The sequence below is a fragment of the Desulfocastanea catecholica genome (genome assembly GCF_054657295.1).
Genome location: NZ_BAAHYZ010000009.1, coordinates 65,541 through 79,737 on the forward strand (window position 1 = coordinate 65,541; position 14,197 = coordinate 79,737).

The following is a 14,197-nucleotide window of genomic DNA, read 5'->3' on the forward strand; positions in this document are numbered from 1 at the left end:
TGAAACCAAAATTTTTCTAAAAAAATTTTGGTGTAGAGTTCGATTTAGCATATACTGACATTGTAATTTTTTGAAAATCCAGAAAATATAAGACTGAAATAATGCCGACCTATTTCAATAAATATTATCCTGTAAGGACGATTGTGTTTTTTCTAGGCGAAGCGGGGCTTATTTTTTTATCCCTGCTGGCTGTGGACTGGGCCATGCTGGGCACCAGCCCGTTTTTTCTTGACCTTGTACCTAATGCGGCAAGGGCCTTTCTGGTTACGCTTATCTTTCAGCTCTGTCTCTATTTTTTTGATCTCTATGATCTTAGCAATGAGGTATCGCTGCCGGACACATTTACCCGGATGACCCAGGCCTTCGGCGTTGGCTGTATCATTTTAGGAGTAGTCTATTATTCGGTCCCGTCCATGATAATATCCGCGCGGATTTTCTGGGTTGGCTATCTGGTAATTTGTCTGTCGGTCTCTTTTTGGCGGGGGGCCTATTATCTCATTCTGCGGAAACGCATGTTCGTGCAGAATATCCTGGTGGTTGGAACCGGAGCGCTGGCATCGGACATTGCCAGGTTAATAGAGGGGGTGCAGGATTCCGTGTACCGGGTAAAAGGCTTTGTCGGAGAAGAAGAACCGGAGTATAACCCCCATGGAGCACCCGTTCGGCCAACGCTAGAGGATTTCGAGGAGCTCTTTTTTAGACGTGATTTTGAACGAATCATTGTCGCTCTTGATGATGGGCGGGGAGCAACCCCGGTAAAAACCCTTTTATATTACAAAATGCAAGGGATAACCATTGAGCCGAGCACGACTTTCTATGAGCGGGTTGCCGGGAAAATTCTGGTGGAGAAAATTGCCCCGAGTTGGATAATTTACTCCGATGGATTTTCTCTCAGTCGTTGGAAATATCATGTGAAAAGGCTGATTGATCTCTGCTTTTCCTTTATTTTCCTGATAGTCAGCCTGCCTGTTCTTCTGGTAACCGCCATCTTGATTAAACTCGATTCGGCTGGTCCGGTATTCTATTTTCAGGAAAGGGTCGGGCAGAAGAACAGACCTTTTCGAATAATAAAATTTCGTTCCATGCGACAGGATGCAGAGAAAGACGGGGCAGTTTGGGCCAAAAAAAATGATGAACGGGTAACCCGGGTAGGAGAGGTGATTCGCACCCTGAGAATAGATGAAATTCCCCAGCTCTGGAATATACTCAGAGGAGAGATGAGTCTGGTCGGTCCCCGTCCTGAACGTCAGGTTTTTGTCGATCAACTGGTCCAGAAAATACCCTATTACAACATTCGTCATGAGATGAAACCGGGCGTAACCGGGTGGGCTCAAGTCTGCTATCCGTATGGCGCGTCAGAGCAGGATGCGCTGAGGAAGTTGGAATATGATCTCTACTATATGAAAAATGTATCAATCGGTTTTGATCTGCTGGTTATTTTCAAGACAGTGAAAACAGTTCTGTTTAAAAAAGGTTCCCGGTGAGCGAGGATGGTTGCGGTCAAGTTTGTCAAAGATGTTCTTTGTAGCGGTGTCAGATGATGAACCAGATAGAGCAGCAGGGTAAAGATATTGAAGCACTGAAGTCGTTCAACAATACCATTGTCACGAGCAGGCTGTATCCCCCGGAAGCCCCGCAGGTCGCCAGCGCAGTGGATAGAGGGTATAAAGGTATGAAACTCTATCTGCGGCAGTATGGGGACTTGCAGTACGCCCTGCAAGGCGGAATGCCGTTTCTCTGCGGGCAGCCTTTGAGTCAGGAAACGGTTGATTCCTTCGCAAACCTGGTTGTTTATCGGCAGTTGCGGTTGCTTGGCCTCTCGAAGCTGGTTGTCAGCTCCGAGATGGACCGCTTCGCTTTTGGCCAGCTCCTTCAGGTTTTTAACGCCTCCGTTGAAAAAATCAAGAATGAGGGTGGGGGGCTCGAGTATATCACCAGCCTTGGTCTGGCCAGTTATTTTCCCGACGAGAGCGGAGAGTCCGACCAAAACACCCCCGTTGAAGGCCATGCAGATGAACCACCGACTCGGAAACCGGCAGCGGTGCGACCGGAATTGGTGGCCTGTCTCTTTGGCAAGGATACCAGACCTGTCATAGAATCCGAGCTGCAGAAAAAAATGGCCACCACGGAAACGGCAATTGATATTCTGGCGGCCGGTGCAGCGCGTGTTTTGCAGGATACGCAAAAGAAAAAGATGATTGTCGTATCAGCGGATTTTCCCTTGATGCTGGCAAAGGCCGGGGCATTGATCGCCAAGGACAGGCGACCGGAAGTGGCACTGGGGCTGGCCAAGGTATTGGATGGAAATCTTAAGGAACCAGCCCTGGGGGTTTTACTGGTTCAGGAATATTCTGATGGGCCTGATACTTTTGCCAGCACGCTCTATGATGGGCTGGTTGGTTTCCTAAGCACGGAGAAGCTAGCCGGCATAATACGGTTTTTTAAAGAGCAGTTGGCAAAAGCCCGACGTGTCGGCGGCGCTGATTCACCCCAGGTGCAGTGCCTCGGTAAGGCGTTGATGCTGCTGATGAACAGCAAAAAAGGAAAACATTTTCTTGGTGCTGAAAAGGCCAGAACTATTATTCACGAAGGTGAGAAAGAAAGGAAAAAACGCCGCCTCGAGGCCGGTATCCAAGGCTTTTTGCAGGGAAATACCAGCCTGTTAAAAAGTGAGGAGCTGGTTGATTACCTGCCGCATGCGGTGCGACAAATACAGAAAAAAACCGGGGAGGCAGAGGTGGCAATACTTCTGCGCCGCCTGACGGCATCTCTTCTAACGGAGGCTGAAGACGTTCGGCAATTACTGTTGAAAAGTATCATCACTATCGGCGAGGATTTTCTTGCAGCCGGGCAATGGAGCCACGTCGATCTCCTGCTCAAACCGCTCATGGAAGAGGTTCGGAAAGGTGGGTATGGGGATGCCCTGCTGGAGAAGGCATTTGCCCTTTTGCAGCAGGTGATGCAAAAGAGCTGGCAGGACGGAGAAAACGACCGTGGCGATGCAATACTCCGTCTTTTTCATCAGATTCGCTCCGGTCAGGGATCCTTTTCGCCTGCAATAAAGGGCATAGTGGCCAAGGTGCAGGACAAAGGAATTCGTCGGGCATATTTGCCGCAATTGCTTGCCCAGTGCCTTGCAGCTCCGCAAGATGAAAGGCTCAGTTATCGCCTGATACTTCAAGGGCCGGTTGTGCTTCGTTTCCTTGTTGAATCCCTTATCAATACCGGCAATGCGCCTGATCGTATAAAAATTATAGATCTTCTCACCGGCAATCCGCATTTCCTACCTGAGGTGATTCACGAGCGACTGCAGGAACATATGCCCTGGTACGGCAAACGGAATCTGATCAAGCTGCTCGGTGAGACCGGTACAGAAAAAGATGCCGAGAACATTCTGCCCTACCTGCGCCATGATGATTTCCGTGTGCAGCGGGAGACCTTTCTCACACTCTACAAGATAGCTGGACGAAACAGAAAACAAGTGCTGCTAAGGGCTCTGGAAGAATCCTCCGAGTCGATAAAGATTCAGATTGTCGGGGCGCTGGCCAACTCCTGTGATGCCGAAGTGGCCGGAAAACTGGTTGACCTGCTCGCCTCCCATGAACAATTCAGCGAACAAAACCGTAACGATCTGCTGCTGCAATTAATGGAAACGCTCGGTCGATGTCCCTATCCCGTGGCGCATAAGGGGGTCGATGCCTTTCTCCAGACACGCGGGCAGCGGGCGGCGAAGAAAATTTCCGAACAGGTCTGGTCCGCGGCGGAAAAGGCCTTGAAGTTTTTACAAGACGAGCTGCAGGAAACCCGAAAAAAGCATATCCAGGCCAGCCAGCTGCGGAAAAATGCCCTGAAACAGGCGGCAAAAATGAGCAAGACAGCGGTAATGCAGCGGGTTATCACTGGTTTACCGCAAGAACAGGTCGTCCGAAGCCATCTTGCGCGCGGGGATAAAGAAACAGCGGGAAAACAGCTGCTTGAACTCATTGAAAGGGCTGCTCGTCTGCGTAATTTTGTTCAGGCGGAGAAATTACGGGAATGGCTTGCCGAGATCGATTCGACGGCTCTTGGTCCTATCGTTCTGGCCGCCGAGATTATTGATCGGGAGAAAATTGCTGCGATTGATAAAGGCCATCTGGAGATTTGGAGCGACTTGTATGATATTCTGACCACGGATGAATTCAGCGCCGTCTCTCACGCCCTGAAACATAAAACCTATGAAAACGAGGAGATTATCGTCAATCAGGGGGCTTTGCAGAGCTCGCTCTTTTTCATCAACTCAGGAAAGGTCAAGCTCTATTTTGGGGGTCAGGGCAGTGAAGTCCTGGTTGACACCATGGAAAAAGGGCAGATTTTCGGGAAAGGGGCATTTTTCGAAGCCTCGGTGTGGACCGTTTCAGTGGCCGCCGTTGGAACGGCGGAAATATCCGTTTTGAAGCTGGATGCCCTGGTGCAATGGGCAGAGGACTTTCCGGGTCTGGGCGCAAAATTACAGGCTTTTTGTAAAAGGTTTGAAAATATCGAAGACTTCATCAAGCGGACCTCGACTGATCGGCGGCAATACAAGCGCTACCGGATCGCCGGCAGGGCGACAACAACACTGCTCGATGATCGTGGGCGTAGTATCGGTACCGGTTTTATGGCCGAACTTTGTGATATCTCCGAAGGTGGCCTTTCTTTCCTGCTGCGGATCTCGCAAAAAGAAAATGCCCGTTTACTGCTGGGAAGAAAGATGCTGCTGCAACTGCCGAAGGGCATGAACGTACCAGCTGGTATCACCCTTGCCGGTGATATTCTGGCCGTGAAAAACACCTACGCCGTGGAGAACGATTATTCTCTGCATATGAAATTTGATACGGTCATCGATCGCAAGGTGCTGCATGATGTGGTGAGCATGATGGGTGAGGAATCACCGGTGACCGAGTAAATGACCAGAAAGATATATAGCCAGCCTCCTGAATCCAACTCTTCAGAGCTTCGACTGGCTGCCGGGAACGATCCGATTTCCCGGTTCTATCTCAAACACCTGCCGGGGGAGTGGCGGGAAAAATTCGTTACCGAGTGTCCTTTTTGCACACAACATGGCTATGGTAGCGGTCGCCTGGTCATTTTTTTAAACCGGGAAAGTTTCTTTCATGGGTATTTTCGCTGTCTCAATCGCTGTGTTCCCGGCGGATTTCCACTCTGGTTTGCCCATCTTGCCGGCATCTCGCTCAATGAGGTGCCGGATTATGACGAGGATCGGCAGGCCGTTTTACAACAATTTGATTTTCCAGTGAAAAATATCAACGAAGAGGTTCGTGCCTTCCAGGACCGGATAAGCGAGCCTGTCTACAGGCAGTTTGAGCAGAGTGGTGTTACACAGGCTGCCCTTGTGGAAATGCAGGTGGGTTTCAATGGTCGCTATATCGTCTACCCCTATATTCAGGACGACGGCAATTGTTATTCCGCCCGCTGTGTCTATCCGGAGAAGACGGAAGACTTCTTCTGGCATGGAAATGAACAATTCAGCAGAGAGCCGTTTACTCTCTTTAATGTTCAGGATATGACCCGGTGTGAAAATGGAGCCCTGTTTCTCTGCGAGGGGGAGGAAAATCTTCTGACCTTGAAGCAGCTCGGTTTTCCAGGCGTGGCCGTGTCGCACTACAACGTATTGGAAAAACTTCCCGCCCAGCTGTTTGATAAGCTGAAAACAGTCTTTATCTGTTGCGCCAATACCCTGGAATCACAGAAGAGTGCTGCAAATCTTGCGTCAAAAATCGGTTACAAGGCGAGAATCCTTGCCTGGCCGGAAAAGAGTCCCAGGCAATATACTCTTTGGCAGCTGGCCAGGGATGCAGGGAAAACCTTCGGTGCACAGGTCGGAGAAATGGTCAAGGCGTCCCGCGCCTTCTCACCGTTTGCCTCACCCCTGCGGGAATATCATGGTTTTTTACACACTCTGGCCAAAGAGCAGGGGGAGGAATACCTCAATCTCTCCTCGGGGTTTTCCCGCCTGGATACGGCTCTTGGCGGTATTCATGGACTCAATGTCATTGGCGGGGCGCCGAAGGTTGGTAAATCGACCTTTTTAATCCAGATTGCCTCGGAAATGGCCTCAAGGAAGATTCCGGTTCTCTACTATGACTTTGAAAACGGCCGGCAAAAAATCTATCAGCGCACCTTGAGTCGCCTGGCGCGGCTGTCAACCGACCAATTGCGGAAGCAGCGGTTGTCGGCAGAGCAGCAAAAAATCTTTGAGGCGGCACAGAGAAAACTGCAGAAAATGTTTTTTTTCTGGCGGGTAATCAATGATCGCAAGGTAACCCCTGAATTGATGCGCAAACATATCGATTTTATCCGCCATGAAACGAGAAGTGACTACACCGTCGTGGTCATCGACAGTCTGCATAAACTGCCGTTTAACGAATTTACCGAGAGGCGCACCGGCATAGATGCCTGGCTGCGGCAGATGGAATCTATTCGTGATGAGCTGCAGGTGTCTTTTCTGGTTATCTCGGAACTTTCCCGGGGCGCCGGGGGCTCCTACCTCGAAGAACCCCATCTTGGCATGTTCAAAGGATCCGGGGATATCGAATACAGTGCCGATAACGCCATGGTCCTCCACCGCCCGGCCCTGAAAAATGGTCAACCGGATCAATCTGCCGGAAAAGCAAACACCCTTTCGCTGGTGGCGAGCAGGGAACATAGCCCGGGGCGCGTTGCCGACTATCACCTGGATTTTCCCTATTGGGGTTTCACCGAGCGTCCGGTATCGGACCAAGGTTAACCCGACAAAGAACTAAGAGGCAATGTCTCTTCTAGAAGAGATTTTCCAGCTGCCATTTTTCGAGCGCGGCCAAGGCCCTTTCCGCCCGTTCCTGTCCCCGGAATTTCTTTCTTATTTTTTTCTCCCAGGCTGGAAAGAGGCCGAAGTTGATGTTCGATGGTTGAAAGCGAGCTGGGTCGCTCTCCGTCAGGTGGAAGATCAGCGAGCCAAGCGCGGTCTCACGCGGGGGCACAACGGGCGGTTGATTTTTTATCAGGCGAGCGGCGTTGATTCCTGCCAGCAGCCCCATGGCGGCCGATTCCACATAGCCTTCAACGCCGGAGAGCTGTCCTGCCAGCAGCAGATCAGGCCTGATCTTGAATTGCAGGGTTGGTTGCAGCAGCTCGGGAGAGAGGACGAAGGTGTTGCGATGGATCGATCCCAATCTGGCAAATTCGACCTTCTCCATACCGGGGATGAGTCGAAAAATCCGCTCCTGTTCCGGGTAGGTCAACTTGGTTTGAAAACCGACCATATTATAGGTGGTTCCGGCCTGATTTTCCTTGCGCAGCTGGATTACCGCGTACGGCTCTTCTCCTGTCTTGGGATCGGCCAGACCGACCGGTTTCATCGGCCCAAACCGCAGGGTCTCGACCCCGCGTGAGCACATGACTTCCACCGGCAGACAGCCTTCAAAATATTTGACATCCTCAAAGTCTTTCAGGGGCATACACTCGGCTTTGCCAAGTTCGTCAATAAATTTCAGGTAGGTGTCTTTGTCCATCGGACAGTTCAGATAATCGCCGGGGCCGTCATCGTAGCGTGATTTACAGTAGATAATGTCCATGTTCAGTGAATCGGCAGCCACTATCGGCGCTATGGCATCGTAAAAGGCCAGGCGCTTTTTGCCGGTAAGCTCGGCGAGCGATTCGGCAAGGGGAGTGGAGGTGAGGGGACCGGTGGCCAGAATGACCGGCGCGTCGCCCGGTGGGGGGATTTTGCGTACCTCCCGCCGATCAATTTCGACCAGAGGGTGCGCTGCCATGATTTCGGTGATCCGGCTGGAGAATCTTTCTCTATCCACCGCCAGAGCCTTGCCGGCCGGCACCTGGGTCTCGTAGGCCGTTCGTATAATCAGAGAGTTGCAGCGCTGCATCTCTTCTTTCAGCAGGCCGACGGCCGACGTCTGATCGTTTGACCTGAGTGAATTGGAACAGACCAGTTCACCAAGTTTATCCGATCGATGCGCCGGGCTGAACTGCAGGGGTTTCATGTCGACAAGATGAACCTGACCGCCTCTTTCGGCAATCTGCCAGGCCGCTTCGCAACCGGCAAGTCCACCGCCTATGATAGTAACTGTCTGCTGCTTATCCATGGGTTCTGTTTTGCTGAAGAGATTATCGGGAAGAATATCAAAAAGTAGAGGCCGTCACGGCGCATTGTAAGCACGCCTCAGGCATCGTCAATTGGTTTTCGACCGGCGAGGACATAGTAGAGGAATCCCAAAAATTCGAGAAGCAGCATCAGGAAAAAACCGACGGCGAAGCCTTGCGGGGAGAGGGCCGTTGCGTCCCTGGTAAAAATATCGATGATGCCCCCGATAGCCCATTGACCGGCGAAGGCGGCGACGAAAACAAGGAGATTGACGGCGGTGGTAACCCGGCCGGATAACTGTACCGGAAAGGACTGGGACAGAGCGGAATAGGCGATAATACCCGAAGTTCCAAGAAAACCAAACGCCAGCCAGACAGGAACATGCCATGCGGTCGGGCCAAAAATTAACAGCAGCTGGACGACCATGAAAAGAGTCATGCCAGTTACTGCGGTGGTGGCGACAGAGACCCCCCGCTTGTTTAACTGTTCAGTGATGCTGCCAAGAGTGATAAAGCCGGCAATCATGGCCACAGCGATCCAGAAAAGCAGTCCCGCCACTTCCGTTCGCTCAAGGCCCGCAACATGGCTGAGCCATGGGCCGGCCCAGAGTCCCTGGATGGCTAAAAAAGCGGCTTGGGACATGGTGGTGAGCGGGGCGGTTCGCCAGAATTTCCTGCTGGTAAATACCTCTCGGATACCCCGCAATTGATTGTGCAGACTTTCTCCGGCGGCGGCGATTTTTTTTTCAGGGACAATAGAGAAAACAGCCACTGCCGTTAAAAGGGTCAACAGGGCCAGACCCATGAATACCCCTCGCCAGTTGGTAAACTGCAGAGTTGCTTCTACCGGGGCGGTGGCAGCCAGGGCACCAAGGCCACCGGCGGCCATCTGAAAGCCGTTGACCATCGCCCACTTTTCTCTCGGAAACCACAGGGCATAGCCCTTGAATGCGGCCATCAGGCAGGCGGAAACGCCGAATCCGATAAAGGCGCGGCCGACGACAAGACCGGCAAGGCTTTCAGCCCGGGCAAAGATAAAGGCGCCGACCGCGGCAAAAAGAAGCAGGACGGCTGCCACCTTTCTCGGGCCAAACCGGTCGAGCAGGACCCCGAGTGGCAGTTGAAAGGAGGCAAAGGCGATAAAATAGGTGGCTGTGAGCAAACCCAGGGCGGATGGACCGACGCCGATGTCGGCGATAAGATCGGGGGCTATCACCGCATTGACCACCCGATAGAGATACGATATAAAATAGCCGGCGGCAAAGGGGAGAAAAACCCGGAGGATAGTCAGTGGTTGCATGGTCACAATCCATTAAAATGGCAAAGGTTCCCTTGGGCCGGGGGTGTCATCGGTGATATTCAATGACAACCCGTACTTTTTTCCTGCCCCAGACAAGTGCATCACTGTGCGAATTAAAAAAGAGGTCAATCCGGTCCGGCCCCTTGATGGCACCTCCCCGGTCTTCGACCACACCCCAACCATAGCCCGGAACATTCATGCGGGTACCGAAAGGATAATATGTTGTATCGGCGGCGATAGTACCCTCCTGGGGCAGGAGATACCAGGGGAAAAACACCAGACGAATGGGGATCATCCAGGGACGGTGGAGAGAGTCCATGGAGAACAGTCCCTCCTCTGCTTCGTAGGGCACCGTGCCACTGGCGGTCAGGCCGCTGTATGGTTTGCCGGCACTCGGACCTGCACTGACGTAGCGGTTCCAGAAATCGAGTTTGAGCAGGTGCCAGCTCCCCCTTTCCCAGCCGCAGCAGGAAGAGCAGCCGCAATAGGCGGTGGTTTCCATTATTCTCGCAACCGGTGGCTTGGCACAGCCGCTGAGCAGCAGCAGCGCAAGCATTGACAACAAAACGAGCAGGCGACCAGCTCGGTTGCCCGGTGTATTGTTCTGCATTGCGACTCTTCGTCTCATGGCATTGTAAGGAACTCAATGAAGGAGCAATTATGCCGGCGTGCGGCAATTAATGGAAAATATTTTTATACTGCACCATGATACCACGATTCGTCGGTAATCAGTAGGTTACAATAACGGTTCCAATGATGATATGGTTTTGCGGCAACCGGTAAACCGTTTTTTCTTGACAAAAAACTGGCCGTGAATTAATGCAATATGACACCTGATAACAGGATCGTAATGATGTTCGGATAGCCAACTAAGTATGATGAATACTTGTTTTTCACTCACAATTTATGGAGGTAATTCATGTTTGAAGTAATAGTAGACAAAGATAAATGCATCGGTGACGAAGAATGTGTAGCAGCATGCCCCGCGCAGGTTTTCGAGATGGTCGATGGTAAAGCAGAGCCGGTAGAGATGGACGAGTGTCTTGGTTGTGAGACCTGTGTCGAAGTCTGTCCTGAGGGCGCCATCACTGTAAACGAAGTCTGATACCCGCGCTTCTATTTTTAAAAACAAGCCCATCTCCTGCAAAGGAGATGGGCTTGTTTCATTTATGCATGGTGAGGTGTTAATGGTAAACGATCTGTCTCGTTTTAAACCGGGGGGGAATAGACGCACCCATCTTTTCCTGTCTGCCGTGCTTTGGACGACGATTGGTTTGCTGTTATTTTGCAAAGGTATTTTTCGACTCAGTCAGTTGAGCGACTGGCAGTTCCTGATTCCATCTGCTGCGATCCTCACCGGCAGTCTTAAAGCGTATTTCATCCTCGACAAATCCGCCCGACGCGGAATTGCCCGTATCCTCACATTGAAGAATGGGACCTGTCTTGGCGCGGTATACTCCGTAAAAACATGGATATTGGTATTGTGCATGATGGGTATGGGTGTTATCTTGCGAAATTCTTTTCTTCCCATTAGTCTGCTCATTTTTCTGTATATCACCATTGGTTGGGCGCTGCTGTTGTCCAGCAGGCTCGCCTGGCAGGCATGGCTCAATAGAAAGTAATCTTCTCCGCATTTTTTGCCGCTATGTATACTACATCGTTTAATAGCATAAAAATAAACTGTACCGCGTTACAGCAGAACTATACCTTGCTGCAGAAGACAGCAGGCGCAGGGGTTCCGGTCATGGCCATGGTCAAAGCTGATGGGTACGGCCATGGCATGGTGATGGCGGCAAAGGCCTTTGAACGTGCCGGCTGCAGGAACTTTGGCGTTGCTGAATTGCGTGAAGCCGTCCTGCTGAGGCAGGCGGGCATGCAGGGTGATATTTATGTGACCATCGGTTTTGCCGAAGAAGACGCCGGGGTTCTGTTTCAATATCAGCTGACTCCGGTCATTTACAGCTATGCAGCAGCCCAGGCCCTTTCCTCTACAGCAGTTGCCCTGGGACAGGAAATCGGTGTCCATGTCAAGGTCGATTCGGGGATGAGCCGACTGGGGCTTTTTCCGGCGGAGATGCCGATGTTTATCGATGCCATCTCGTGTTTACCGAAAATTAAAATCACCGGAATAATGAGTCACTTCCCGGAAGCGGACAATCCGGCTTCGAGGAGCACGGGCCACAATTTTCAACTGTTCGCCGATGCCTGCCGGGAATTGAAAAACCGGTTCAACGGTATTTGTCATATTGCCAATTCCGGAGCAGTGCTTAATTTTCCCGCCACATACTGCGATATGGTGCGGTGTGGCATTACTCTTTATGGATACCATCCTGCCGGTCGGGTTCCCCCAGGCGACGAGAAGGCTGCGGATCTGCTGCCGGTGATGTCCTTTACCTCGAGAATTCTCCAGGTAAAGACGCTGCCTGCCGGAACGGGGGTCAGCTATGGCCATACCTTTCAGACGCATAAACAAACCAGGCTGGCCATCGTGCCGGTCGGTTATGAAGACGGTTATTCCCGGGCACTGTCCAACAGGGGGCATGTCCTTGTTCGTGGTTGTCCTGCTCCTATTCTTGGAAGAATCTGCATGAATATGTGCATGATTGACGTCAATGATATCGAGGGGGTGCAGCCAGGCGATGTGGTTGTCCTGCTCGGTCGACAGGGTTCGGGGAACATCACCGCCGACGATATAGCGGAAAAAATGGGCAGTATCAGTTACGAGGTTCTCTGTCTGCTGGGGAATAATAATCAACGAGAATATATTGAGTAGAGACGAATGATCCGTTCACAATTGAAAAAGGTGCTCGACGACTGTTTTGACCAAGGTGTTGCAGAGGGCGTATGGACAGGCGGCGCGGCCGGCAAATTTACCGTTGAGTTGCCCAAACATGAAGGGCAGGGTGACTTTTCCACTAATTTTGCACTGGTGTTGGCCGGCATTGAAAAGAAAAATCCCCGGGCGATAGCCCAGATCATTGCCGAAAAATTAGCCAGGCAGACTGATCTCGTAGCCCAAGTGGAGATTGCCGGGCCCGGCTTTGTCAACATCTTTATCAATCATGATGTGTGGCGCAGGTTGATCCCGGAGATTATTGCCCAGGGTGCAGCCTTTGGTAAAAGCAGGGTCGGTGGCCAGCGCAAGGTGATGGTCGAGTTTGTCAGTGCCAACCCGACCGGGCCGCTCAGTATAGGCCATGGTCGTCAGGCGATTCTTGGTGATGCCATCGCCAGGTTACTTGAGGCAACCGGCCATGATGTGTTTCGGGAATATTATTACAATGATGCCGGTAGACAGATGCGGGTCCTCGGCGAGTCAACCCGCGCCAGATATCTCGAGTTACTCGGTGAAGAATTTTCCTTTCCCGAAGACGGCTATCAGGGCGAGTATATAATCGATATCAGTCGCTCACTGATTGAAGAACGGGGCGATTCCCTGAAAGACCATGAGGATGTCACCCCCTTCAAGGAACAGGCGGAAAAACATATCTTCAAAGATATTTCTGCGACATTGGAACGGATGGGTATTGTTTTCGATAATTACTATAATGAACGATCCCTCTATGAAAACGGCCATATCGATGATGTGGTTGCCGAGCTGCGAGCCAAGGGTTATGTCTACGAGCAGGACAATGCGGTGTGGTTCAGGACCACGGCCTTCGGCCACGAGCAGGACCGGGTCATCATCAAAAGTAGCGGCGAACCGACCTATCGTCTGCCGGATATCGCCTATCACCGGGAGAAGTTCCGGCGAAATTTTGACTGGCTGGTGGATATTTTCGGCTCCGACCACATTGCCACGGTACCGGATGTGCTCGCCGGGGTGAAGGCACTGGGGTATGATCCGGACAAAGTGACCGTGGTTCTGCATCAGTTTGTCACGCTTACCCGGGACGGGAAACAGGTAAAAATGTCGACGCGAAAGGCCAACTTTGTCACCGTCGACGAGCTGGTGGATGAGGTTGGCGTCGATCCGGTCAGATTCTTTTTCATGATGCGTAAGGCGGATAGCCAGCTCGAATTTGATCTGGATCTGGCGACCAAACAGAGTCAGGAAAATCCAGTGTACTATGTGCAGTATGGTCACGCACGGCTCTGTGCCATTCTGCGTCAGGCGGCGGAGAAGGGATTTGCCGAACCGCAATTCGATGTTGCCGAATCGGTGCTCCTTACTGAGCCGGAAGAACTCAAGCTGCTCAAGACTATGTCGACCTTTCCGGCGACCATAGAAAGCAGTGCGCTGGAATTGGCACCGCATAAAATGATCTTTTACCTCATGGAACTTGCGGGACAATTGCATAGCTACTATAACAAACACAAAGTAATCACCGATGACATCCCCCTCAGTCGGGCCAGGCTCTGTATGATCAGAGCACTGCAGGTGGTGCTGAAAAATGGTCTCGATATGCTCGGCCTCTCCGCTCCGGATCGAATGTAAGGTGGTTGCGTCAAATGGCAGTGAGGCGAAAACCCCAGGCAAAAAAGCTCAAATTTGAGTTGACGAAGAGTGCGATCGCCGGCATCGCCGTGATAACTTTTTGTCTTTTTCTGTGGATGTTTTTGCTTGGCGTCTGGGCCGGGCAGTCACTTTTGCTGCCCACCTACGAAAAAAACGGTGTTGTTGCCAAGGAGCCTGCAAAAAAAATCGGTCCTCTGGTGATTCGTGCGGAAAAGAAGGTTGTCAAAGAAGCAGAATAGGCAACAATACAGTGTTATCCGCATGCGTGAATTTGTGCAAAGAGGATCAGCGGCGATTTTTTTGCCTTGTAATAATGTGAA

The 14,197-nt window shown here is 51.5% G+C and carries 11 protein-coding genes; 8 read left to right on the forward strand and 3 right to left on the reverse strand.

Going from position 1 to position 14,197, the window contains the following annotated elements; all coding sequences use genetic code 11:
- Nucleotides 1–143 precede the first annotated feature (143 nt).
- Genes ACYQ8U_RS10100 through ACYQ8U_RS10110 form a run of 3 tightly spaced genes read left to right on the forward strand, consistent with a single transcriptional unit; the run spans nucleotide 144 to nucleotide 6,766 of the window.
- Entirely contained in the window at nucleotides 144–1,484 is a 1,341-nt protein-coding gene (locus ACYQ8U_RS10100) for a TIGR03013 family XrtA/PEP-CTERM system glycosyltransferase (RefSeq protein WP_459945414.1), read from the forward strand.
- A 53-nt stretch (nucleotides 1,485–1,537) separates the two neighbouring features.
- Nucleotides 1,538–4,924 carry a cyclic nucleotide-binding domain-containing protein gene (locus ACYQ8U_RS10105; protein WP_459945415.1) on the forward strand — a complete coding sequence of 1,129 codons (3,387 nt, stop codon included), beginning with the start codon at nucleotides 1,538–1,540 and terminating at the stop codon, nucleotides 4,922–4,924.
- Entirely contained in the window at nucleotides 4,925–6,766 is a 1,842-nt protein-coding gene (locus ACYQ8U_RS10110; RefSeq protein WP_459945416.1) for a DnaB-like helicase C-terminal domain-containing protein, read from the forward strand. It abuts the gene before it with no gap.
- Between the two features lie 31 nt (nucleotides 6,767–6,797).
- Here ACYQ8U_RS10110 and trmFO read toward each other — a convergent pair whose 3' ends face one another.
- From trmFO to ACYQ8U_RS10125, 3 genes are all read right to left on the reverse strand, one after another.
- Nucleotides 6,798–8,120 carry a methylenetetrahydrofolate--tRNA-(uracil(54)-C(5))-methyltransferase (FADH(2)-oxidizing) TrmFO gene (gene trmFO / locus ACYQ8U_RS10115; protein ID WP_459945417.1) on the reverse strand — a complete coding sequence of 441 codons (1,323 nt, stop codon included), beginning with the start codon at nucleotides 8,118–8,120 and terminating at the stop codon, nucleotides 6,798–6,800.
- A 77-nt stretch (nucleotides 8,121–8,197) separates the two neighbouring features.
- Nucleotides 8,198–9,418: an MFS transporter gene (locus ACYQ8U_RS10120; protein WP_459945418.1), complete on the reverse strand. Its 1,221-nt coding sequence runs from the start codon at nucleotides 9,416–9,418 to the stop codon at nucleotides 8,198–8,200.
- 46 nt (nucleotides 9,419–9,464) lie between these two features.
- Nucleotides 9,465–10,028, reverse strand: coding sequence for a 3D domain-containing protein (locus tag ACYQ8U_RS10125; protein ID WP_459945419.1), 564 nt, complete (start codon nucleotides 10,026–10,028; stop codon nucleotides 9,465–9,467).
- A gap of 309 nt (nucleotides 10,029–10,337) precedes the next feature.
- On the opposite strand from ACYQ8U_RS10125, the gene ACYQ8U_RS10130 reads away from it, so the two are divergent.
- The 5 genes from ACYQ8U_RS10130 to ACYQ8U_RS10150 all read left to right on the forward strand — a co-directional run bounded on the left by ACYQ8U_RS10130 (nucleotide 10,338) and on the right by ACYQ8U_RS10150 (nucleotide 14,116).
- Entirely contained in the window at nucleotides 10,338–10,523 is a 186-nt protein-coding gene (locus ACYQ8U_RS10130) for a ferredoxin family protein (protein ID WP_459945420.1), read from the forward strand.
- Nucleotides 10,524–10,605: 82 nt separating this feature from the next.
- Nucleotides 10,606–11,040: a hypothetical protein gene (locus tag ACYQ8U_RS10135; RefSeq protein ID WP_459945421.1), complete on the forward strand. Its 435-nt coding sequence runs from the start codon at nucleotides 10,606–10,608 to the stop codon at nucleotides 11,038–11,040.
- A 23-nt stretch (nucleotides 11,041–11,063) separates the two neighbouring features.
- Entirely contained in the window at nucleotides 11,064–12,191 is a 1,128-nt protein-coding gene (alr, locus tag ACYQ8U_RS10140) for an alanine racemase (protein WP_459945422.1), read from the forward strand.
- 6 nt (nucleotides 12,192–12,197) lie between these two features.
- A complete protein-coding gene (gene argS, locus ACYQ8U_RS10145) occupies nucleotides 12,198–13,856 on the forward strand; it encodes an arginine--tRNA ligase (RefSeq protein ID WP_459945423.1) in 1,659 nt (552 codons plus the stop codon).
- 14 nt (nucleotides 13,857–13,870) lie between these two features.
- Entirely contained in the window at nucleotides 13,871–14,116 is a 246-nt protein-coding gene (locus ACYQ8U_RS10150; RefSeq protein WP_459945424.1) for a hypothetical protein, read from the forward strand.
- The last annotated feature ends 81 nt before the right edge of the window (nucleotides 14,117–14,197 follow it).